The sequence below is a fragment of the Pleionea sp. WD8-19 genome, assembly GCF_055326765.1.
In genome coordinates, this window is the sequence record NZ_JBUZOU010000017.1 from 61,244 (window position 1) to 84,487 (window position 23,244).

Below are 23,244 nucleotides of genomic sequence, written 5' to 3' on the forward strand. Positions count from 1 at the left end.
TAGCTTTGAAATACATCACTTTTTAACATCTCAAATTAGAAAGGTAATACGTTGAAGATTGATAAGTGTCAGCGCTTTCGTATTGAAGTTGGTTGAGTGATATTGTTATCAGTTTGTGTTGTAACAATGGGTAAACTAGGAGAGTCGCTTTGTTAAGGATGGCTATGGCCATTTGTTTTGAATTAATTGATTTGGATTTAAGAGCCTAACGGAATATACCTTCACTTTCCAAACTATGGAAAGTGAAGGCAACAAATGAAGATGACTAACGTGGGTCGAAGCCACCGCTAAAGACGTCTACATAAACAGATTTAGTCACAGACCCAGCTGGACCTGTACACGTAATTTTGAACACTTGTGGTCTGAATATTTGACGCGTTGGCAGGCGGTCACTGCTGAGTGGAATTGCCGCACCTGTTTCGTCCTTGCAAGACGTTGCATTTTTCGAAACGTATTGACGAATGGCCTTTCCGCCTTGTGGTACTGTATCGAGTGTTACGGTAAAGGTTAACGTTGGTGGCGCATTCACTTCTACCCAAATGGATCGAATAGTTGAACCTCCAATGCCAGAACAGGTGACTTTGAAAAACTGCGATTTATATATTCGATTCGTAATCCAATGACTGCTCGATAAGGGAATACTGGCTCCATTTTCGTCACGGCAAGAGGTTGCGTATTTTGTACTGTATTGACGAACCGCTCGGCTACCATAAGCGACTTTCACTGGGTTAATGGAAAAGTTTACGATTGGTTTTGGGATGACTTCAACTCTAATAGAGCGAGTGACCGAGCCTCCCGCTCCGCTACAGGTAATCGTAAAGGTTTTCGATTGATATAAAGGTACTGTTAACCCGTTGCTTTGACTCAAAGGTATGCTTACGTTTGATTCATCGGTACACATCGTTGCATGTTGAGACTCATAAAAGCGGGCCACTCGAGTACCTGCCGCCACTTTTGTAGGTGTCATTTTAAAGCTAAGCGTTGGAGCGGGTGTTTCACAATCCGACTCGCATATATTATAGTCGGGATACGGATCCGAAACGGTAGGGTTGTAAGGGTAAGATGCGGGAACCAGATCTCGAAAGCCCAGTCGCTCTGGATCATCTACACCAGGAGACAATGGCCCTTTGAATAGTTTACTAAAGAATGCAACTCGATCATCCGTCCAAGGATAAAAGCCATAAGCACTCGCGTAAGACTTTCCATCATTTAAATAGTTTTCTCCAAGTGAGTTTGGAAGCGGCGGAGAATAAGGCATCCACTGGTGATTACCATCGATGTTCGCAAAGGCATCAATAACGACATTATTAAAAGGGACATTAGCCGTGTTGTTCGGTTGATTATAAATGTAATTTCTTAACGTTTTTAATCCTTGCGCATCCAGCAATGCTAGCTTTGAAAGCACAATGGCGTTATGAACCACGGCATAACGTTCAGGATCAAAAGTATCACCCGAGAGTTGCATATCGGCTTTAACACGCGCAGCCATATCATCAAACATCAGTAAATGTTTTTTGGGCTCGAATGTTTCTGCTTTGGTAAAAACTTGATTTAACGTTTGGTCATTGACTTCCATTGTGGTTACCGCGATAAAGTCCTGATATTTTTGCGGAAGCAAACCTATCACTTTGTCTGTGATTTTTTCTTCCAATTTTCCTTTTATTTCTTCAACTTTTCGCTCTTTAAGTTCTTTGAGTTTTTCAACAGCGGTATCGACACCTGCGGGTAATTCGGCATGGTGAAGAATGGTTAATACATTGCCTAAATGCCGATAAACCGTTTGTATTGCGTTTCTAAAGTCGCAACCAGTGACCGTATTGCTTAAGCCAATTAATGACAACTGATAGCAATCGAACCACGTTTGAATCGGCTCGATGGATGAAGCATTTGGGTCCATTGTGTTGATCATCATTTGGCTTGTTGCTTTTACATACTCACGTAATGCTAAGTCAACATCACTTCGCCAACCGCGGAGCAGCGATTGAATCGGAGAGACATCTCCACTGGCCATTTGGCCCAGGTCGATGATGGCATTTTCCATCGCTCGCACAGAGTCAAGCGTATTTAACGACTCTTCTCTTAGTGCGGCTACATGGTCAATGAACTCGTATTTTTCATCGACAATTTCATCTTCTAAATCTTGAATGTACTTTAAGGTGTTTTTTAGTATGGAGTCGGTTACTTTATTAGCGGTAGCACAGAAGAAACCATTGCCATCAGCGTAGTGAATTTCCTCCCAACTATTGGTCCATTGAACGTAGGTGACTTCTTGATCAACTGGTATACTCGGCGCCATTGATTCCAGCTTTTCCGCAAGTTGCCACATTTTTATTGTTGCATCACATGCAGATTGATCGGTATTTGCATCACAATTAAACTGCTGTCTTAGGTTAATAGCGTAGTTACGATAATATTGCGCTACTTCTAAATATTTCGCACGATTACCGGTTATTTCCCAATAACGTTTAGGCTGGGGGGGAGGTGAATTGAATGAGCCGAAAATACCACCCAGTATTGGATCAATGTCTAAAATAAATTCAACAATGCTTTCTGGCGTAGGTATATTAAGCGCCTCAAGAATACCGAGAGGGTCGTGAACATCACCCAATATATTGCAAGACAAGTTCCGTAAGCGAGAGTCCAACTCAAGCACTTTTTCATCCAACTCTTGTTTTTTATTGATTAATTTGGCTTCCGACTCACGAACCGCATTGGCTGCATTCGTTACCCGTGTGAAGCCCATGTTTTCATATTTTCTTACGAGATCGTACAAATGATTGGTGAACTGTTGAATATTTTCGGTGATTTCTTCATTTGCAAAATCAATCACTTGATTTGCTGCGTTAACTAAAATACTCGCTTCTTCGGGTGACAGCTCAATATTATAATATTCCGCAACAATGATGGCGGCAATAACATCGATTTCGTGCCAGAGGCCATCTTCTGCGAGGCTATCAATGGCCTTTCGGTACTCATGATAGGCGACTAAATGTGCACCCTCGGGGCTTTTTCGATACTGCTCTTGCGCCGTTTCGTTATAGATTAAATAGTCTCGAATGAATTCTGCGTAGTCATCGTCGTTGTTAATGAGCGCGGGGCCATTAAACGGAGGCTTAAATTTATCGATATAGCTCTCGAGCATAAAGTGACGCTGCTCAACGAGTGAGTCATCCATCAAACTGAACACATCTCCAGCGTATTGATTAACGTAAGTGTGCGCAAAAACATCCGCCGCCGCGTGAGCTAAGTAGCCGGCGGCAAAAGCTTTACCACTGTCGTTGGCATTACCGCTTTCGACAATATGTCGAAGCCAATCGTTGGTTTGCCAGGCGCCATCAATTCCAGGGTGAACATACATTTGACCAATAATCACATCCGGTACCGCATCGGGGCCAATGTTGCCCATTAAATAATCGGATTGATTTTGGAGAATAGCATCGACTAGTGCGGGGTTAACCGCTATGGTTTCCCAGCGACCGTTGATGTAAAGCGAAATTTTCCCATCGTCTTTTATATCATCGATGACTTGTTGGCCAATCCAAGCATGGGTTCCCACTTTGAATCCGTGGGACTCAAAGGAAACCAAGAGCAGTAAGCCGAATAAAAAATAGAGTTTGTTTCTCATAGTACGTGAACTTCCTAACATCAATTTGAAGTATTAAGGTTTAGTAAGAATGTCTAACTTGAGGTATCTGATAGTCGTAAATCTTTAAAGGTGGAACATTGCCTTTAAAGCCGGCGAGATAATAATGAACTGGGCGCTATCGGGCTTTTAAAATTTCGACAGATGACTTCAATTTTTGGTATTTCTTGCGAGAATTGGCCAAATACCGGGGTTTCAGGCAATAACTTTATTCATTTACTTCGCGGAATAGATGGGGCCATGGCAATGCCTATTGATGGAGGTTGGTTGTTTTCTATTCAGGTGAAAAAATAAAAGTGCAGTACTTTACTTGAATTGGTTCAATTCTAGCTTATCTTTTAAAACTAAAGATCGTATTAAAACTTAACAGCACTTACTTCGTTTGTACTTTAAGTGGTGGTTGAATCTCTCAATACTTTCGTTGGAGTTAGAATGTATCAAAAAGTAATATTACTAACCTTAATGGTTATATCTTTTAAAGTAGGTGCTTGTTCGTTTGGAGGGGCAGATGTTTTTAATCCTACTTTAAAGCGATGGGAGCAACATCCTGGTCCCAAGCAGAAGGATAGAAATGCTGAAGGTGATTATTGGGAGAAGGTACCGATGCCCATAGTCAATGTAACAAATATTACTCGTGGCTCTAAATCGCCTGGTAGTTCTTGTTCAGATGCTGGTGTAATTAATCTAGAAATTTCGCTACCCGCTTCTTCAACCTATAAAATTGACGAGTTTGCACTGTATTTTCGGGTGATTAGCGGAAAATTACCCGATGAAATCTTTCCAGATATCCCATTGGTCGGTCCTATTAAGGATGGAAAAATGACGCTTCTACTCGCATGGCTGGATGGACATCCGAAATATCAGTTCCCACTTGACCTTCAGGTCGAAGCGTTTTTTGTTACAAACGCTTTAAACATTGGGCCATCAGCAATATTTAATATTAAATCGGGTGTTGGAAAGGCTAGCAGGTAGGCTAAAGGTTACACAAAAAAGGTCTGCGGAGTATTAGCCGTTGAGTTAGGTATTAGAAGCAATATGAAATTACTCTACTTATCAATTTTATTAGTTGTTAGTAGCTACGCATACTCTTGTAGCTGCGTGGAATTAAACGAACAACAGGAGTACAAAAACACTAAAGCTGTATTTGTCGCTAAGTTAACATCTGCAAGCGTTGTTACACCGAAAGACGAATACGAACTACCGTATATTGAAGCAAACTTTAAACGCTTAGAAACGCTCAAAGGGACTGTTCAAGAAAATATTGTATTGCAGACTGGGTTTGGTGGTGGTGATTGAGGTGTTTCAATGACAGTATCTAAAAAATATTTAATTTTTCTTCATGAAAGTCAGCGAATAGGAATTTGTGGCGGTTCTCGTGAGTTAATATCTTATTATGAGAATGAAATAAAAGATCGCATTAAATCATATGAAAAACTTATTAATAATTAAGATGGAAAGAAAAATAACCATTAGGTCGTTCTAATTTTCATAACTCATAAGCTACGACGTTTAATTTTTTTTAACCAACTTGGTTTAGTACTGCACTTCAAAGTTGTGTTCGAGCTGTAATTATTGGATTTGAGTTATGGGTGTCCCGGAAAGATTAACATTGGGAAGACCAATTTTAGCGGCTCAAAGGGTAGAAACTTGGTGATCTGTTTGGGGCATTCGTCAATTTGAGTTTATTTGGGGGGTATAGCGTGACCGCCTGGCGTGAATAACGGCGGTTGCCAAAGGAGCAAGATTTACCAGAACGGGTTGAAGAAATCCGCAATGCAGCGGATGAAGCAGACTGGTGTAAGTTTAATCAGCTAACGGGAGGTTTTTTCTGTAAACGAAATGAGCAGGTATTTCGGCCTTACTATAGCGTTTGCTTTGATTTATCTGCGGACGAGATATAGGGGTCTAAAAATGGAGGGACAATTATTGAGCGGTTGATTGGGTTAAAATTTGGTGCTCAAAATATAGTCACGCAATTGCACCAATGGTAGTTGAAAAAATTGAAAATCGAATGTTTAATAACCTTGGAGTTGTAAATATCTATACCTCAACTGGATTGATTGAAACTGGTAATTCTATTATTCTTATCATTGAATATTGTATTAATGGAGCAGAAGGCTTGTAAATGTCTGAAACTCAAAAGAAATATAATTTGCTTGCCAGCTCATTTTCGATGGGAGTGTTTGACGAACTCAGGCAGTCAGGACGCTCGAGTATTTTATCAAGTGTTATCAAAGATGCAGAGCTTGGTCATGATTATTTGCAGCGAGCTACACTCAAAGAGTTTTTTGAGGATGCATTTGACGGTTTGAATAAGTACTACCGAAACGAATATGTTTATAAAAACTTCTTAATAAATAAAGTTTTGCTTGGAAGGCATTCTTTAAACACATCAGCAATGCTAACTGAATTACGAGTAGGTACTTCAAAAGCTGATGTAATGTTTATAAATGGGTCATCGCACATATATGAAATTAAAACTGAGTATGACTCTCTCATTAAAATTGAAAAGCAAATTAAAGACTATGTGAAGCTATCTGAATTTGTTAGTGTTTTTACTTCTGAAACGTTAGTTGAAAAAGTTATTGAAATCATCCCTGAAAATATTGGAGTACTTGCTCTGACAAGGCGAGGTTCAATAAGAGTTTATAATGAAGCAAAATCCAATTTTGAGAATGTGGATAAAGAATATATATTTGATACTCTACGAAAGGAAGAGTACCTAACAGTATTAGAAAAACACTACGGTGGCCGGCCTTCATTTCCGAGTGCGCTACTGAGAAGAGAGTGTAAAAAACTTTTTGTTCAAATACCTAAGAATATCTTGCACAAAGAATTTCTCGCCATATTGAAAGGTAGAGCAGCTGAATATAAAACCAAGATTAGCTCTGCGCCATACTCTCTTAAGTCGGTGGCTTTGTCAGGTAAGTATTTTGAAGATGATGGATTGCTATCAAAAAAATTGATGAACTTTATGTAAATAGGACTTTGCTATGTACTTTCCATACTTTCGCGGAAAGCAAAACGAATTGATTTTGCTGAGAGATAATGCAAACACTTTCTCTGGTTCTAGATTTGTTCCGATTATAGAGCCGGTTAAAAAACATGGAAGTAGTATTTTGAAAGCAATTGACTCTTTAATCGAATATAAAGCTGATTTTATTTTTATTGTTAATCCAGTTCACGGAGAGTTTAAGAATAATCATGATGAGGTTCTCACCCAAGAACTTCATGATAGATTGTCATCTAAACATTTTGTGTTGGGGATAGTCTTGACAGAAGAGACGCAGCTGGAAGATGTTCAAAAGATACTCGATGCACATCCTGAAGGGCGTTTATCTTTAATTCATTATGGATTTAAGAAAGCAAAATCCTTAAAAAGGATGCTGAAAAATAGAAATGTAGGACAGCATATCTTCATTGAAGGAGTTAATTCAGAGTTATACCTTCGACAATTTCATGACGCAGAATTTCGAGTATTGATTAGAGATGGTTTTGAGAAAAAAGTAAATCGAGAATATCACACGCGAGACTTTTTTTCAGACTTGCATTTGACATATAAATGGAATAATTATCAAGGATTTGGCGACTTTACAATTACAGGAGATGATTACTCTGAAACAGGTGGTCCTGCTTACACCGTAGCAATTCACATTACTGATCTAGAAAGCTCTAATGATGAAGATGATGAGTTAGATGAAGGTTATATTATGATGATTAATCATTATAAATCCGACTCGAACTCTACACCAATCGACCCTGGTGGGAAGTTTCTTGAGGCTGTTAGTAAGTTGGTTTCAGATATTGACAATCAAAAATTAGCTTTTACAACAAATGCTTGCTGGCAATTTAAGGAACTTTATGACAAACGGCATTTTCCAGGATTAGGTGTAGTAAAGCGCTTGTCTATGCAACATCATATAGAACTAATGGCTTATTATGTAATGGAATTGGATGGCGAGTAATGCAATGTTGTGGGAATTGTTTTAATGATGAGCAACTAGCTGAAGGTATTCGATTTCAATCGAAAAAAAAAGCTTCATGTTATTACTGTGGCGCTAATAACGTAGATGTAATCGAATCTAAATCACTCTGGCTTTTTGATAAGTTCAACCCCTTAGCTGACTTTTATCAAGTTTGCGCTGAAAATGAGCAAGGAGAAAATTTAGCTTACTTATTGAGAAATGATTGGGGACTATTTAAAGAGCTCAATGAAAATACAGCTGTGCTCTTATTGAGTACTATATTAGAAAAGTCAGATTTAAAGGATACTCTTTATAAACCTAAAAAAATTGATGAAAGAAGAGTTAGGCTATGGGAGGTGCTTGCAGACGAGTTAATGCATGACAATCGCTTTTTCCCTAAAACTTTTACTGAACTCAATGGGAAGCAAGAGGAGCTAAGGAGTATAATCGAGCGACTTCAAAAAAAGTTAAGTGAGGTTTTCCCAGATAATTCATTCCATAGAGCTAGAAAAAATAATGGCATCGAAAAGCACGAAGCTAAAAATATGAAAGCTCCACCTCCAAATATTGCTTCGGGAGGTCGCGCGAATCCTTTTGGTATTTCCTATCTATATGTCGCTTCAACTGAAGCAACGGCTATTGCGGAGCTAAGGCCGCATGTTGGAGAAACAATCACAACAGCAAAACTGATACCTAATAATAATAAAGATTTGATATTAATTGATTTAAGAAGTCCTGCAGAAACTATATCTCCCTTTGACTATCCTGAGATTGATGAAAAGTTATTTGCTGACATCGCACTACTTAAAAGGTTTAGTGAAGATTTGAGTAAGCCAGTTCAGGAGTACGAAGCTCAATTGAAGTACCTGCCATCACAATTTTTGTGTGAATATATAAAGTCACTCGGGTTTGATGGTGTTATTTATAACAGTGGTGTAAGTGATGGAGCAAATCTAGCTATATTTAAACAAGACCTACTAAGAGTTGAATCATTGTCACTGCACGAAGTAGAGAGTGTTGATATCAAAGCGAAAGCCTCCGAAATACAAGAGTAAACTGAGCTTACCGTGGACTTACTGAATTTCAGGCATAAAAAAAGCTAGCGGTTACTAACGCGCTAGCTTTTGCAAATACTGGTAGCAAGGGGCAGATTTGAACTGCCGACCCCATCATTATGAGTGATGTGCTCTAACCAACTGAGCTACCTTGCCATTTTGGAGTTAACCCGAGAAGCCGCTCGACTTGCGTCAGGAGGCGCGTATTTTGCTGATTTAAGGCGCGTCTGTCAAGGGTTGATGGGGTTCTTTTTCGCTCTGTTCGGCTTGCTGTAACAATATGGGTTAGCCTTCGTCTAGATCGTTGTCCAAAAACCGAATGAAAGGCAATTATGAAAGCTAACCTATTGATATTTATACTGATATTTTTCACATCGATGCTTGTGGCTGAGCAGCGCAGTTCCATTGCCGATTCGCCGGATCAAATTCATCCGCTGTTTACTGGGCATACTCTGCCGAATACCGCCGTTTGGACTTCCGCTGGTAAGCCTGTTTCTTTAAAAAAATTGGCGTCTCAAAAACCGTTAATCTTAGTGTTTTACCGAGGAGGTTGGTGCCCTTACTGCAATCATCAACTAAACAAACTCAAAGAAGTTGAATTTAAATTGGCTAAATTGGGGTATCAGCTGGTTGCTGTCAGCCCTGAGCTGCCGGACACTATTGCGAAAATCGAAAAAGAACGCGACCTCGGCTACACCTTATTGTCGGACTTCCGATTAGAAGCTGCGCGCGCTTTCGGGATCGCATTTCGTGTAGAAGAACGCTATACCCAACTGGTGAAGGAAAAAACGGGGGCGACTTTACCGACTTTACAAGGGGAAACATTATCGATATTGCCCGTACCTTCGGTATTTGTTGTAGATAAAGAAGGTGTCATTCAATTTTCTTATGTGAACCCAAACTACAAAGTTCGACTGCATCCAGAGCTATTAGTGAAAGCTGCAGAAGTTGCTCTGCAATAGCGGTAACGTTGATTAAAGTATTGGTGAAAGAAGAAATGATTGCGTTTAGCGTGTTAATCTTCCGAACTTGATCTATGGTTATGAATCACTCTTAAATAAGGAGATGGAAATGGCTTGTTATAACTCAATTGTGATACCGGCACCGGTTGAAAAAGTTTGGCAAACGCTGCGTAATTTTCATGATTTTTCTTGGTGTCCACAGGTGGTGGAGTCGGTTGAAAAAGTAGGGACTAAGGATGCCGAAACGGTAGGTGCTCAAAGAATTTTAAACGGTGTGTTTCATGAAACCCTACTTGCCTTAGACGATGTAAATAAAGTGTTGAAATACAGTATTGATGATGGACCTGATGCGGTATCGAAAGACAATGTGGTGGGTTATGTGGGTGAAATAGAGCTGCATCCATCCACTTTGGATCAAAGCACTTTAGTCATTTGGAAATCGTCTTGGCAAAGCGGAGGTGAAGGCGCAAAAGCGTTTTGCGATCCGATATACGCTGCTTTGCTACAGTCTCTTAAAGCCTACTTTGAAGGCTGAGGCTGAAAAAGTAATTATTCGAGCGTAGGAGTGTACTGACCTTTACGCGCAAGGCTGTTCAATTTAGCTCGTTTGAGTAACGCTTGTTGAGCAGCCTGCTTGTTTGCTACGTGCCCTGCCCAGGCCTGTAATACCGGTTGTTGTAATGCCCGGCCATAAGAAAGGCCGAGTTGCCAAGGGGCATTTCCTTTTTGTTGGTTAATGGCATTGAGATTTTCAGTGGCTTCTTCGGGTGATTGACCTCCGGATAAAAAGTTTATACTGGGAACTGCCGCGGGAACGCTTCGCCGAAAAACACTTAAGGTGTATTCAGCAACTTGCTCGGGTGTCGCGCAGGCTTCGTCTTTACCGGGTGTAACCATGCTGGGTTTTAAAATCATGTGTTCGAAAGAAACAGAATGACGGTAAAGTGCGTAGAATACTTCGTGCAAAACCGTTTCTATCACTTCGCTAGCGCGTTCAATATCGTGATCGCCATCCATCAATACTTCCGGTTCAACAATGGGGACGATGCCCACTTGCTGGCACTCGGCTGCGTATCGGGCTAGTGCTTCGGCATTGGCGGTTAAACCTAATTGCGTCGGGTTATTATTGGTGATGGGGTAAACTTCTCGCCATTTGGCAAAACGAGCACCTTTTTCCTTATAGTTAATGAGCCGTTGCATTAACCCATCGAGACCATAAGTAATCATGTCTCCTGGAGCACCGGGTAACGGGCCTTTGCCTTTATCAACTTTTATTCCAGGCACGATTTTTTGAGCCCAGGCAACATCAGGTAATGGCACTCCTTCATCACTGAGTTGCGATAACGTTTCTTCAAATAAAATCACACCGCTGAGGTATTCACCTAAGCCTTCGGTGGTCAGTAATAACGAACGGTAAAAGCGCCGGTTTTCTTCGGTGGATTCGACATTGATGGATTCAAATCGCTTAGCAATGGTACCGCTGCTTTCATCGGCGGCGAGGATTCCCCGGTGGTCATCAACCATATCGTTGATGGTGTTTTGTAGATCCTGAACAACGCTCATCGTATTCCCTCTGCGTCTTTTATAACTCGTTGAGTAAGCATAGACGAAAATACGCCGAGCAGTTGTGAGTTGCGAGTAACGAGATTCGAGTAGAGAATGGAAATAGGTCCGGGTGGCGAGGAGCGAAAAGCAAAAAAGCAAAAAAGCAAAAAAGCAGTTTCGAGTTAAATCCTGTATGGTTCAACAGAGATTTTGAATAAAGGAAACCAAGTCAAGTTTGAAGTGGTCTATTATTTCTCGCAACTCGCAACTCGCAACTCGCAACTCGTAACTCGTAACTCGTAACTCGCAACTCGCAACTCGCAACTCGCAACTCGCAACTCGTAACTCGTAACTCGTAACTCGCAACTCGCAACTATGATTTAAACATTAAATCGGAAATGAATCACATCACCATCTTTCACAATATACTCTTTACCTTCCAGCCGCCATTTACCAGCATCTTTCGCCGCTTGTTCACCACCCAGCTCAACGTAGTCGTTGTAGCTGATAACTTCGGCACGTATAAAACCTTTTTCAAAATCGGTGTGTATCACGCCGGCAGCTTGAGGCGCTGTCGCACCAACACGAACGGTCCAGGCGCGAACCTCTTTCTCGCCAGCCGTAAAGTAAGTGTGAAGGTTTAATAATTCGTAGCCCGCTCGAATCACTCGATTTAATCCGGGTTCTTCTAAACCCATTTCAGACAGAAACTCGACTTTTTCGTCGTCTTCCAGACTGGCGATTTCGGATTCCATTGCTGCACAAACCGGAACAACAACCGCATTTTCTTTGGCTGCGAATTCGCGCACTTTATCCAGGTTTGGGTTATTCTCAAATCCATCTTCATTCACATTGGCAATGTACATCGTCGGCTTTGAGGTGATTAAATGCAATTGCTTCACAATGATTCGTTCATCTTTATCGAAATCGATAGAGCGAACCGGGTGGCCTTCATCTAAAACGGGCTTTATACGATCTAAAACAGTCAACCGTGCTTTTGCTTCTTTATCACCACCTTTCGCTAATTTGGTCGCTCGTAAAATGGCTTTTTCCACACTTTCTAAATCAGCAAGGGCTAATTCGGTATTGATCACTTCAATATCGGCAATCGGATCGATTTGGCCCGCAACGTGAACAATGTCGTCGTTTTCAAAACAACGCACAACGTGAGCAATCGCATCGGTTTCGCGAATGTTGGCCAAAAACTTATTACCTAGGCCTTCACCTTTTGAAGCGCCTGCCACCAAGCCGGCAATATCCACAAACTCCATGGTGGTTGGAAGTATTTTTTGCGGCTTAACAATATCGGCCAGTTTATTAAGACGAGGGTCGGGCACTCCAACAACGCCAGTATTCGGATCGATGGTGCAAAACGGATAGTTTTGTGCATCGATACCCGCATCGGTTAAAGCATTGAATAACGTTGATTTACCTACGTTGGGCAGGCCAACAATTCCGCAATTAAAACCCATAGTGAAACCTTTCTTTCAGGTGGAAGTTTGAAGTTGTAAATTTTAATTTGATAAACAAAATGTCTTAAAACTTAAAACTTAAAACTTAAAACTTAAAACTTAAAACTTAAAACTTAAAACTTAAAACTTAAAACTTAAAACTTATAGTCATTTGCCCGGATAAATCCGGAAACTTTTGCTGGTGGGTTATAACCACACACTACAATTTTTCGCAACTCGCAACTCGCAACTCGCAACTCGCAACTCGCAACTCGCTAGCTTGCTTTTAAGCTGTGTAAGTACTGCATTGCCTTGTCGTGCTTACCCGTTAATATATCATCAATAGAACGAACGGCTTCGTAAATTGTGTCGTCTATATTTTTACGCTCTGTGGTTGAGGGCTTGCCAAGGACAAAACCGGTGACTTTGTTTTTGTCTCCCGGATGACCAATACCAACACGTAATCGATAGAAATTTTTTTGATTACCCAGTTGTGCAATGATGTCTCGCAGCCCGTTGTGCCCACCGTGACCACCGCCTTTTTTTAATCGAATCTCTCCGGGATTGATATCAAGCTCATCGTGCGCTACCAGAATTTCTTGTGGTTCCAGCTTGAAAAATTGTGCCATGGCTCCAACCGCTTTTCCGCTTAAATTCATAAAAGTGGTGGGAATGAGTAATCGGGTATCGGATCCGTTAATTAAGCCTCGACCGGTTAAGCCGAAAAATTTGGATTCTGGATTGAGAGAAATTTGATAATGGCGAGCCAGTTCTTCGACGAACCAGGCGCCGGCGTTGTGGCGAGTGTCTTGATATTGTGGGCCGGGATTGGCCAGGCCCACAATGAGTTTGATAGCGGACATTTGTCAGTATTCAAATGTCACGAAGAATTACTCTTCGCTTGCTTCTTCTTCAGCGGCTTCTGCTGCACCACCACGGCGGTGAACGGAAACAACGGATTGGTCGTGATCGTCACCGTGGGCCAGCTCAACAATTTCGACGCCTTTAGGCAACTTGATGTCTGACAGGTGAACAACATCGTTTACATCAACATCAGCCATGTCGATTTCGATGTATTCCGGAAGATCTTTGGCTTTACAGGATACTTCAACGGTGTTCATGTGATGTTGAATGTGTCCACCGGCTTTAACACCTTTGCTGCCTTCTTCATTCAGGAAGTGCAGTGGGACTTGCATGGTAATCACAGCGTTATCGGATACGCGTTGGAAGTCCATGTGAGTGACTTTCGGCTTGAAAGGGTGACGCTGCATGTCTTTCAAGATGACTTTGTTTTTCTTGCCATCAATCATCAGAGTCAAAATGTGTGAGTAAAACGCTTCGTGTTCAACGTGCTGTAATACTTCGTTGTGATCCAGTGCAAGGGGCTGTGGTGCTTTATCACCACCGTATAAAATGGCTGGAATTTTGTCTGTTTCGCGACGTAGGCGGCGGCTCGCACCTTTCCCCATGTCCGAACGCAGCTCGGCATTCAGTTCAAATAAGTTCATGGTTTTTCTCCAAAAATTAGAATAAACACTTCCGACTTCGCGACCAAAGTCGGAGCTTTCCCGAGAGACGTTGCTAAGCAGGCCTCAAAAGGGCGGCAAATTATACAGTTTCCACGTGAGTAGGTAAACCGATTTGAAAAAGTGGGTACCGAATGAAGGGTAAAATAAAAAAGGAGCCGATAGCTCCTTCGTAATAACCTGGCCTATGGAATGAGGTTAGTCCAAAAACATGGTGGATAAAGACTCTTCTTCGTTTACGCGACGAATGGCTTCGGCGAGAACGTTAGACATGGTTAACTGCTCTATGCGTTCGCAGGATTTAGCGTCGTCAGACAGTGGAATAGTATCCGTAACAACCAGTTTATCGAGCGCTGAACTGTTGATATTATCGATTGCTTTTCCTGAAAGTACAGGGTGTGTACAGTAGGCCATTACGGACTTAGCGCCATTATCTTTAAGCGCCTTCGCTGCTAAACATAAGGTGCCTGCCGTATCGACCATATCATCCACAATGACGCAGTCTCGATCTTTTACGTCTCCAATAATGTGCATGACTTCGGTTTGATTGGCTTTTGGGCGTCGTTTATCAATGATGGCTAAGTCGGCATCGTTTAGGCGTTTGGCCACCGCTCGCGCTCGAACCACACCGCCAACGTCGGGTGAGACAACCATTAAGTTATCGGTCTTTTGGTTAAGAATGTGATCCAGCAACACGGGGGTTGCGTATACGTTATCGACCGGAATGTCGAAAAAGCCCTGAATCTGGTCGGCATGAAGATCGACGGTTAATACGCGATTAATGCCAACGATCGCCATCATGTCGGCAACGACTTTGGCGCTGATAGGAACACGTGCAGAACGTACGCGGCGGTCTTGCCGAGCGTAGCCAAAATAGGGGACGACAGCAGTAATTCGACCAGCAGAGGCGCGTCGTAGTGCGTCTGCCATCACCACAACTTCCATCAAGCTGTCGTTGGTTGGGGCACACGTTGATTGGATAATGAACACGTCTTTACCGCGCACATTTTCCAGAATTTCTACATTAATTTCACCATCGCTGAATCGACTTACGGTAGCGTCACCGAGTTCAATTTCAAGGTTGGTTGCGATTTTCTGGGCGAGTTCAGGTGTGGCATTACCACGGAAAAGCATCATGTCGGACATGGAAGAGTTCCCAATAGTTTAAGGCGTTCGATGGAGTCGAGTGAGAAAGACTGAATTTTAGCTTGAAATCGAGATTTTGAAAACCGGAGGAACGGATAAGGAGTAAGGTAATTGGTACGAGGAGCAAGGAATAACCGCTTCAGGTTGTGATTGCTGCGCTGAAAATCTTTATAGAACTTAGAAAGAGGAAAATGGCAGGGGTGGCTGGATTTGAACCAACGCATGACGGGATCAAAACCCGTTGCCTTACCGCTTGGCGACACCCCTGTAGAGGTCACTTAACCGCTTGTTAAAGCGTTAAGTTTTGCGAGTTTGATGTGAAGCGGTGAAGTGTTAACACCTTGGGCCATGAAGTGAGGCCATTCACATCGGGACGCTATTTTACGCATTTCTCGCTCGTTGTCAAAGGGTGCAAACAAACAACTTCCGCTACCGGTCATTCTTGTATGAGGATTAAACTGAAGCAGCCAATCCCGCACCTTTTTCACCTTTGGGTAACGTTCTAAAACCACAGATTCCATAACATTGAAACCCTGTTTCGGACCACCCCGGGCGAGAAAGTCGCGTATTGTGCTGATTTCGCAGTCGCGTGTCAACGCTTTATTTGAAAAAATTTCGGCAGTGGATACAAAACATTCTGGGTACACAACAAGGTACCAAAGTTTGGGTAATTCTTGCGCGGATAACTGCTCACCAATGCCTTCTGCCCAAGCCGATCTGCCATGAACAAACAAAGGCACATCGGCGCCTAAAGACAAACCAATGCTCGCCAGTTTTTCGAGGGATAACCCACACTGCCAAAGGTGATTTAGTGCTACCAGAGTTGTCGCACAATCAGAGCTACCGCCACCAATGCCACCCCCCATTGGGAGTTTTTTGTTTAGATTAATTTCTACACCAGCGTTTGGTGCGGCAAAAGGTTTGAGTTGCTCTGCCGCTTTAATTACCAGGTTGTCGCGTGATTCCAGAGCTGAAACATTACATTGCAGATCAATTCGATTGTTAGGGGTTATGTTAAAGCTAAGTGCATCACCGTAGTCGAGAATTTGAAACACCGTTTGCAGCAAATGATAGTTTTTTTCATTTTTACCGACTATATGCAACATCAAATTTAACTTGGCTGGTGCAGGCCACCACTTACTAGAGTCAATCATGTTTTACGAATTCCCAATCGTAAATAGCAAACTTTAACGTCACTTCTGGGTGTTTTGCGCGCAATTTTTTCGGCATTACTAAACCGTAAAAAGGTTGGTATTTTTGAAATTGTAATTGCCACTGGTCGTATGCCAAAGAATGCAGATAGCCTTCGGAGTTGAGTTGGCTTTTCGGTGCTTGCTGTGGCAAGCCTAATATCCAATATTGCATCTGATTAACCGGAATATGCCAGCCGGTCGTTTGCCAGAGCAACATTTCGGCGTCGTCGCCTTCCGAAGTTTGATCATCGGAAAGCTCTATTTTTGCCCATCCGGGTTCACTGGTCAGCAAGGCGTAGGTTGCACCGAGCGCGCCGTAGATTCGAAGTGTCATTCTTTGGTTGTGCTTTTCCCAGCTGATATTGGCTGAGTTGGATTCTTCCGGGGTCACTATGGCGATGCGTCCGGTGAGCTTCCAGTAATCCAGTCGCTTTAAGTATTCGACTCGCTGTTTTGGCGTCAGGTTCTGTGGTAGCTCAGGCGCGGGTTTAAATAAAGAGCAGCTCGCTAAAAACATCATGCTAATAAGCAGCAGGCTTTGCTTAAAAATGTGAGTACACTTTGAGATGGTCAGAGGCAAAGCAAGCAGCATCATTGATCCGTCGAGAGATTCAAGTTTAATTGCTGGATAATGGCTTCCAGGTGAGGATCGTCTCCAAATTCGTTCTGAAATTTTTGCCAAAGTTTTCGAGCTTCTTCGGCCTTGTTGTTTTTTACTAATACTTCCAATAAGTGAGCCAGAATTTCCGGTGCCGCTTCCAGCTCTACGGCTGCTTTTAACAAGTTTTCCGCTTTCTGCAAATTACCTTTCCGGTAATGAACCCAACCTAAGCTATCGATGACTGCACTGCTTTGCGGTAATCGTTGTTGTGCTTTTTCAATCAGCTCGAGCGCGAAATCAAGCTCTTTGTTTAAATCGGCTAGGGTATACCCCAATGCATTTTGTACATGAGGATTATCTGGAGCCAGTGAATAAACGTATTTTAGTTCGGTTTCAAGTTTGGCTAATTCACCGGTTTGTTCGCGTAACAGAGCGCGAGAGTAAAGTAGATCGACATTTTCTGGAAAATAATTAAGCGCGTGATCAATTAAATCAATGGATGCTGTAGCCGATTGTTTTTCGTTCAATTCCGCAGCTACTTGTAAGTACCATCCGGGCTTCAGCTTTTCATTTAATCGGTTGGCGATGGTATCGCTGTATTCCGGCCAGTTTTGTTCGGGGGTGATATGCATCATGGCTTGCAGATGTTTGGACGGTACCTGCAAACTGTAAAGATCGCGATTGATGAACCGAGTGAGCCAGTCTAAGGCTTCCAGGTGGCGATTGAGTCGCATTAATAAGTCGGCTCGCAACACAATACTTTGTTCGGCTTTCTCGGGAGCCGCGTTGAGAGCAAATTGCTCCAGCCTTTCCAATGCTTCTTTTTCACGATTTAGATTGATCAATATGTAGCTGAGTCGTTGTTGTGCCGGTAACCAATACTTGCCTTCGTCAACTTGTCGATAGCAGGCAATGGCTTGGTTGAAGTGTTCGATACGCTCGGCAGTGTCTCCGCAATAATAATAAGTGACCTGACGGTTATAGCCGGAGTTGATCAGGTGTAAAAATTCTTGGTGCGACTTTTCAAAGTTTTGTAAGCCGTAATAGCTGGCAGCAAGCATGTAACGAGCTTCTTGATCATCAGGGGTCATTTGTTGCCAGCGTTTGGTTGCAATAATGGCTTGCTGATATCGTCGGTTACGGTAGTGATCTTGAGCCAACGCGGTATAGGCGCCAACATTATCGGGGTTTTCAATCAGCAGCGTTTCAAGAAAATTGTTAATGTGCGCTTCTTTGCCTTGAATGCGCATCCAATCTACTTTTAAATTAATGGCTGGTGAGAATGTTTCATCTCGTCGTAAAGCCGCTTCTATGGCTTGTTCCGCTTTCTCGTGAAAGCTGGTATCGCGTGATAAGTTGGCGACTTTTAAATAAGCATCAGCAAGTAAAGCCCAGCCGAGTGGACTTTCGCTTTGATCGCGAACCAATACTTGCCACAATGCGAGTGTCGAATTTTGTAAATAGATACGACTCAATCCCGATAACTCTCGAAAGTTTTTATGTAAGTCACCATTGAGTTGAATGAGCTTGCGAGTGCCTTCATAGGCCGACTGCAGTGATTCTTCACGCAGGTCATTGCTTTGATCGAATTGCATGAGGTGGCCAAGGATATTGGCCTCGAGTGCCTTTTCGCTACTTGGCTCGACCTGAAGCCAGCTTTGAGAGGCTTGTATGATGGCCGCGGGATCTTTGGTTTTTTGAGCAAGTACAATGGCTTCGGCGGCTATTTCGGCGTCGGGTAAAATGGCTAATGCGTACAAGTATTGCGTCAATGCTGATTCTAGATCGCCTTTGCCTTGCGCAAGTTCTGCGGTCAGAATTGCCTGGTAGACCTCTGAACGCAGTCGATCGGAAAGCTGTCGTTCGATCATCTCGCTTTCTACTGGCGTCGGAATAACGTTGGTTGCGGTCTGGCAACCAGCAATACAAAGCACTGAGCTCAAAATGAGCGTTATTAATTGGATACGCAACGGATTATCCTTGGATCTTTAATCTGAGGCTTAAAGAAGGCGTCATTATGAGACTTTTGCTACGAAAAGCCAATGTGATGAACCGCTTTAAGGGCATTACCTCTCATTAGGGTCGATGTTATAATGCCGCCAAATTCATATCTGTTAGTATTTTAACTCAATGGCCAATACCCGTTTGACCTATCCGAATCCGTTTCAGTTCACTGCTGCAGCAATGCTTCGACACGTTGTTGCCGAATAGGCTGAGGGTGTGCTTGTGGCCGTTTCTGCTTTTGGCATTAATCATAAAACCGCACCGGTTGAAATTCGCGAAAAAGTCGCTTTTGACCCGGCCTCTATTCAGGATGCTTTGCGCCAATTGCAAAAAGAAGCACAATTGGAAGAAGTTGCGGTGCTTTCCACCTGTAATCGTATGGAAGTTTACTTTCGTGGTGATGAGCAAGCCCATCAGCGTTTAAAGCAATGGTTGGTTAATTATCATACGTTGGAAGTTGAAGCACTTGAACGCTGCAGTTACGTGCATAGCGGTGAACAAGCTATTCAACACGTGATGCGAGTTGCTTGCGGATTAGACTCCATGGTGTTGGGCGAACCGCAAATTTTAGGACAAATGAAAGATGCGTTTCAGTTTGCGCGAAGTGCCGGAACGCTGGGGTTGTTGTTAGATCGGCTGTTTCAACACACCTTTTCGGTAGCCAAAAAAGTGCGTACTGATACTGAAATAGGTAGCAGTGCTGTATCGATCGCATACGCTGCAGTGACATTGTCGCGTAAAATATTCACTGATTTGTCCGGAGTTACAGCGCTTTATATTGGTGCGGGCGAAACCATTGAGTTGGCTGCACGTCATTTTCATAATCAGGGCGTTAGTCAAATGATAGTGGCTAACAGAACCCTGGAACGCGCTGAAGAATTAACCCGTCCATTTAATGGTGTGCCCATTACTTTAAATCAGTTACACGAACATATGGCGAGAGCGGATATTGTGATTTCTTCAACCGCAAGTCCGTTGCCCATTGTTGGGAAAGGTTTAATCGAAGAGTGCATCAAACGTCGTAAACATAAACCCATATTTATGGTTGATCTGGCTGTGCCACGCGATATTGAGCCGGAGGTCGGTCAGTTGACGGATGTTTACTTGTACAGTGTTGATGATTTAAAAGATGTGATTGATGAGAATTTAAAAGCACGCAGTCAGGCGGCAGAGGAAGCGGAAGATATTGTTGCGAACCAGTCTGAACATTTTTTGGATTGGGTTAAGTCGCTAGATGCGGTTGATTTGGTGCGCGAGTATCGCGATCATACCGAATCCGTTAAAGAGCAAGAACTGATGCGCGCTATTACACAATTACAGTCGGGCGAGTCGGCTGAGAAGGTTTTACAGGAGTTTGCGCATCGCCTGACCAATAAGGTAATGCACAATCCTACGCAATACTTACGTAATTTGAATAATTCATCCGCTACCGATCCCGAAGTGCAATTAGTAAAAAACATTTTGGGATTGAACTCGGACCCTTCGCAAAAATAACTGGAAGCCTGCAATGAAAGATTCGATCCGTTTTAAACTGGAATCGCTGGTAGAGCGTCATGAAGAAATTGCTGCTCTGCTTGGTGATCCCGATGTAATCAGTGATCAAAATAAGTTTCGTGATTTATCGAAAGAATATTCACAGTTGGAAGATGTGGTTAAGGCATTTAAAGATTATCAATCTGCGGTGGAAAGCGTAGAAACGGCGGAAGAAATGTTGAAGGACTCGGATCCGGATATGCGTGATATGGCGCAAGAAGAGTTTAAACAAGGAAAAGAAGATGTTGAACGACTTGAACTCGAGCTTCAAAAGTTGTTACTGCCGAAAGATCCCAATGACGAGAAAAATATTTACTTAGAAATTCGTGCCGGTACCGGTGGCGATGAAGCGGCTATTTTTTCCGGCGATTTATTCCGCATGTATACCAAGTATGCTGAGCGAAACCGATGGCAAATGGAAGTATTGAGTGAAAACCAAGGGGAACATGGCGGCTACAAAGAAATCATTTGTCGTATCGCTGGTGACAGTGTTTATTCGCGACTCAAATTTGAGTCAGGTGCGCATCGCGTACAACGCGTACCCGAAACCGAGTCGCAAGGGCGAGTGCACACATCAGCCTGCACCGTTGCCATATTGCCTGAAGCTGATGAAATGGACGAAATCGATATTAATCCAAACGATTTGCGTGTCGATACCTACCGTGCGTCGGGTGCCGGTGGTCAGCACGTTAACAAAACCGACTCTGCTATTCGGATTACTCACTTGCCAACAGGAGTGGTTGTGGAATGCCAGGAAGAGCGTTCACAACATAAAAATCGCGCGAAAGCGATGTCGATGCTGAAATCGCGATTACTTGCTGCGCAAGAAGATAAAGCCAAAAGTGAAGAAACGGAAGCGCGTCGCAATTTGGTGGGGAGTGGCGATCGCAGTGAACGTATTCGCACTTATAATTTTCCACAAGGTCGAATGACTGACCATCGAATTAATTTAACCTTGTACAAGCTCGATGAAATTATGGAAGGCGATCTGAATCAGGTCATTGAGCCTTTGGTCAACGAATATCAAGCGGATCAATTAGCGGCCATGTCGGAGGCGAATTGATATTCATAAGTGCTAAGTACTAAACTTAGAACTTAGAACTTCACTTTTGGAGAAGTCATGAAAACGATTAAAAACATTCTGATTGTCGGTGGAACTCATGGCAATGAATTAACCGGAGTGTTTTTAATCAATAAATGGAAAACGTACTCAGACAAAATTCAACGCCCTGGCGTTAAAGTCGACTTGTTGCTCGCCAATCCGGATGCGGTAAAAGCAAACCGTCGTTATCTTGATAAAGACTTGAATCGCTGCTTCAGTTCTGCGGTATTGAATGACAGTGCATTGAAAGGAAGAGAAATTAACCGGGCGCATGAATTAGTTGATCAATTGGGAGCAAAAGGTTCGTGCCGTTACGATATGATCATTGATTTGCATACGTCGACCGCCAATATGGGGGTAAACCTTGTTTTAACGAAGCACGATCCTTTTCATCACGCCATGGTGGGTTATATGACACAGCAACGTAAAGACGTTGTCGCGACTTCCGAAGCAGAAATGATCAAAGACCATCACTTTTTATGTGCCCTTGCCGATCATAATGTCATTGTGGAAGTTGGGCCGGTAGCGCAAGGATTGTTGCATTATGAGCCCATTGAAAAAACCGAGACGGCCGTTTATCAATTATTGGATTTTGTCGCTCTTTGGAATGAGCAAAAACTGACAGACTTGCCCAAGCAAATTGAAGTTATGGAGTACACCGGAAAAGTGGGATTTCCATTAAATGAGCAAGGTGAAATTGTCGGTTATATTCATCCAAATATTCAAAATCGAGATTATTGTAAATTGAATTCAGAAGACCCAATTTTCCGAAGCATGAGCGGTGAGGATGTTTTGTATAAAGGAGAAGACTGCTATATCAGTTTTGTGAATGAAGCGGCTTATTATGATCAAAAACTTGCTTTTTGTACGTTAATCAAACGAAAAATAAATTTAAATTAGTTAATTGTAAAATATTCACACTATTCCATCATTGTATCTCAAATGTGTTCAGTGCTAGTTTCAGTTTGCCTATCAATAGATTGAAAAAAAGGGGAAAACATGAAACAAATGGCAGTAGCTTCGTTACTGGCTTGTGCTTCTTTGTCGGCTCTATCGGAGCAGAGTTTTTCGGTAGAGTTTAATAAAACTTCTTTCGAAGATTCAACATTAGAAGCGCAATCAAACAGCTTATCCGGGCTATACAACTATCCGATAAATAATCATTTAACCGTTATAGGTAAAGTCGGCGTGGGAGTGTTCGACGATGATGTTGATGCGATGAACCCTCAACCTGAAGTTCATATTGATTACCTTGCGGGCGTTTATGTTAAGTATGACTTTTTGCCGGATAATGATTTCAATCTCTTTGCCGCTTTGGGTTACAACAAAGTAAAAATGACCGCTAAAGCTGCCGGTGTTGAAATGGGTCAAAGCGAAAGTGATATCGCATACAGTTTCGGAGCGGATTACAGTTTAACTCCTCAACTAAAGTTTTATTTGGCAGGCGAGCAAATGGTCGATAAAAGCCAAGTTGAAATGACATCATATAACCTTGGTGTTGAGTTTGAGTTTTAAGCA

At 42.5% G+C, this 23,244-nt stretch carries 21 protein-coding genes and 2 tRNA genes; 12 read left to right on the forward strand and 11 right to left on the reverse strand.

Annotated features, from left to right (window positions below; all coding sequences use genetic code 11):
- Positions 1-265 precede the first annotated feature (265 nt).
- Entirely contained in the window at positions 266-3,625 is a 3,360-nt protein-coding gene (locus ACTUJY_RS17140) for a zinc dependent phospholipase C family protein (protein WP_463617349.1), read from the reverse strand.
- Between the two features lie 450 nt (positions 3,626-4,075).
- On the opposite strand from ACTUJY_RS17140, the gene ACTUJY_RS17145 reads away from it, so the two are divergent.
- From ACTUJY_RS17145 to ACTUJY_RS17170, 6 genes are all read left to right on the forward strand, one after another.
- Positions 4,076-4,615, forward strand: coding sequence for a hypothetical protein (locus tag ACTUJY_RS17145; protein WP_463617350.1), 540 nt, complete (start codon positions 4,076-4,078; stop codon positions 4,613-4,615).
- 126 nt (positions 4,616-4,741) lie between these two features.
- Complete coding sequence (locus ACTUJY_RS17150; RefSeq protein WP_463617351.1) at positions 4,742-4,939, forward strand: hypothetical protein; 198 nt, start codon at positions 4,742-4,744, stop codon at positions 4,937-4,939.
- Between the two features lie 9 nt (positions 4,940-4,948).
- Positions 4,949-5,092: a hypothetical protein gene (locus ACTUJY_RS17155; protein ID WP_463617352.1), complete on the forward strand. Its 144-nt coding sequence runs from the start codon at positions 4,949-4,951 to the stop codon at positions 5,090-5,092.
- Between the two features lie 676 nt (positions 5,093-5,768).
- Positions 5,769-6,623, forward strand: coding sequence for a sce7726 family protein (locus tag ACTUJY_RS17160; RefSeq protein ID WP_463617353.1), 855 nt, complete (start codon positions 5,769-5,771; stop codon positions 6,621-6,623).
- A gap of 13 nt (positions 6,624-6,636) precedes the next feature.
- The gene (locus tag ACTUJY_RS17165) at positions 6,637-7,608 is read left to right on the forward strand and encodes a sce7725 family protein (RefSeq protein ID WP_463617354.1); all 972 of its coding nucleotides are present in this window, start codon (positions 6,637-6,639) and stop codon (positions 7,606-7,608) included.
- A complete protein-coding gene (locus ACTUJY_RS17170; protein ID WP_463617355.1) occupies positions 7,608-8,663 on the forward strand; it encodes an RES family NAD+ phosphorylase in 1,056 nt (351 codons plus the stop codon). Before ACTUJY_RS17165 ends, ACTUJY_RS17170 begins: the two co-directional genes overlap by 1 nt.
- 79 nt (positions 8,664-8,742) lie before the next feature.
- Here the strand turns inward: ACTUJY_RS17170 and ACTUJY_RS17175 are convergent.
- A tRNA-Met gene (locus ACTUJY_RS17175) sits at positions 8,743-8,819 on the reverse strand.
- A 176-nt stretch (positions 8,820-8,995) separates the two neighbouring features.
- On the opposite strand from ACTUJY_RS17175, the gene ACTUJY_RS17180 reads away from it, so the two are divergent.
- Positions 8,996-9,625 carry a peroxiredoxin-like family protein gene (locus ACTUJY_RS17180; RefSeq protein WP_463617356.1) on the forward strand — a complete coding sequence of 210 codons (630 nt, stop codon included), beginning with the start codon at positions 8,996-8,998 and terminating at the stop codon, positions 9,623-9,625.
- Positions 9,626-9,734: 109 nt separating this feature from the next.
- A complete protein-coding gene (locus tag ACTUJY_RS17185) occupies positions 9,735-10,160 on the forward strand; it encodes an SRPBCC family protein (protein ID WP_463617357.1) in 426 nt (141 codons plus the stop codon).
- Between the two features lie 14 nt (positions 10,161-10,174).
- On the opposite strand, the gene ACTUJY_RS17190 is transcribed toward ACTUJY_RS17185, so the two are convergent.
- The 9 genes from ACTUJY_RS17190 to ACTUJY_RS17230 form a co-directional block, all read right to left on the reverse strand.
- Complete coding sequence (locus ACTUJY_RS17190) at positions 10,175-11,188, reverse strand: class I fructose-bisphosphate aldolase (RefSeq protein WP_463617358.1); 1,014 nt, start codon at positions 11,186-11,188, stop codon at positions 10,175-10,177.
- Between the two features lie 362 nt (positions 11,189-11,550).
- Positions 11,551-12,642 (reverse strand): redox-regulated ATPase YchF, encoded by a 1,092-nt coding sequence (ychF, locus tag ACTUJY_RS17195; protein ID WP_463617359.1) that lies wholly within the window; start codon positions 12,640-12,642, stop codon positions 11,551-11,553.
- Between the two features lie 254 nt (positions 12,643-12,896).
- Positions 12,897-13,484: an aminoacyl-tRNA hydrolase gene (gene pth / locus ACTUJY_RS17200; RefSeq protein WP_463617360.1), complete on the reverse strand. Its 588-nt coding sequence runs from the start codon at positions 13,482-13,484 to the stop codon at positions 12,897-12,899.
- Positions 13,485-13,511: 27 nt separating this feature from the next.
- Positions 13,512-14,129, reverse strand: coding sequence for a 50S ribosomal protein L25/general stress protein Ctc (locus ACTUJY_RS17205; RefSeq protein WP_463617361.1), 618 nt, complete (start codon positions 14,127-14,129; stop codon positions 13,512-13,514).
- Between the two features lie 216 nt (positions 14,130-14,345).
- Positions 14,346-15,293, reverse strand: coding sequence for a ribose-phosphate pyrophosphokinase (locus tag ACTUJY_RS17210; protein WP_463617362.1), 948 nt, complete (start codon positions 15,291-15,293; stop codon positions 14,346-14,348).
- A gap of 192 nt (positions 15,294-15,485) precedes the next feature.
- Positions 15,486-15,560 (reverse strand) — tRNA-Gln (locus tag ACTUJY_RS17215).
- 11 nt (positions 15,561-15,571) lie between these two features.
- Positions 15,572-16,447 (reverse strand): 4-(cytidine 5'-diphospho)-2-C-methyl-D-erythritol kinase, encoded by an 876-nt coding sequence (ispE, locus tag ACTUJY_RS17220; protein WP_463617363.1) that lies wholly within the window; start codon positions 16,445-16,447, stop codon positions 15,572-15,574.
- Positions 16,440-17,081 (reverse strand): lipoprotein insertase outer membrane protein LolB, encoded by a 642-nt coding sequence (gene lolB / locus ACTUJY_RS17225; RefSeq protein WP_463617364.1) that lies wholly within the window; start codon positions 17,079-17,081, stop codon positions 16,440-16,442. Before lolB ends, ispE begins: the two co-directional genes overlap by 8 nt.
- On the reverse strand, positions 17,078-19,057 hold the full coding sequence (locus ACTUJY_RS17230; protein ID WP_463617365.1) for a tetratricopeptide repeat protein: 1,980 nt from the start codon (positions 19,055-19,057) through the stop codon (positions 17,078-17,080). Before ACTUJY_RS17230 ends, lolB begins: the two co-directional genes overlap by 4 nt.
- 256 nt (positions 19,058-19,313) lie before the next feature.
- Here ACTUJY_RS17230 and hemA point away from each other — a divergent pair, with 256 nt between their 5' ends.
- From hemA to ACTUJY_RS17250, 4 genes are all read left to right on the forward strand, one after another.
- The gene (gene hemA / locus ACTUJY_RS17235; protein ID WP_463617366.1) at positions 19,314-20,585 is read left to right on the forward strand and encodes a glutamyl-tRNA reductase; all 1,272 of its coding nucleotides are present in this window, start codon (positions 19,314-19,316) and stop codon (positions 20,583-20,585) included.
- Between the two features lie 13 nt (positions 20,586-20,598).
- Entirely contained in the window at positions 20,599-21,687 is a 1,089-nt protein-coding gene (gene prfA / locus ACTUJY_RS17240) for a peptide chain release factor 1 (RefSeq protein ID WP_463617367.1), read from the forward strand.
- 57 nt (positions 21,688-21,744) lie between these two features.
- Positions 21,745-22,626 carry an aspartoacylase gene (locus ACTUJY_RS17245; RefSeq protein ID WP_463617368.1) on the forward strand — a complete coding sequence of 294 codons (882 nt, stop codon included), beginning with the start codon at positions 21,745-21,747 and terminating at the stop codon, positions 22,624-22,626.
- A 99-nt stretch (positions 22,627-22,725) separates the two neighbouring features.
- Positions 22,726-23,241, forward strand: a complete 516-nt coding sequence (locus ACTUJY_RS17250) for an outer membrane beta-barrel protein (protein ID WP_463617369.1) — start codon at positions 22,726-22,728, stop codon at positions 23,239-23,241.
- The last annotated feature ends 3 nt before the right edge of the window (positions 23,242-23,244 follow it).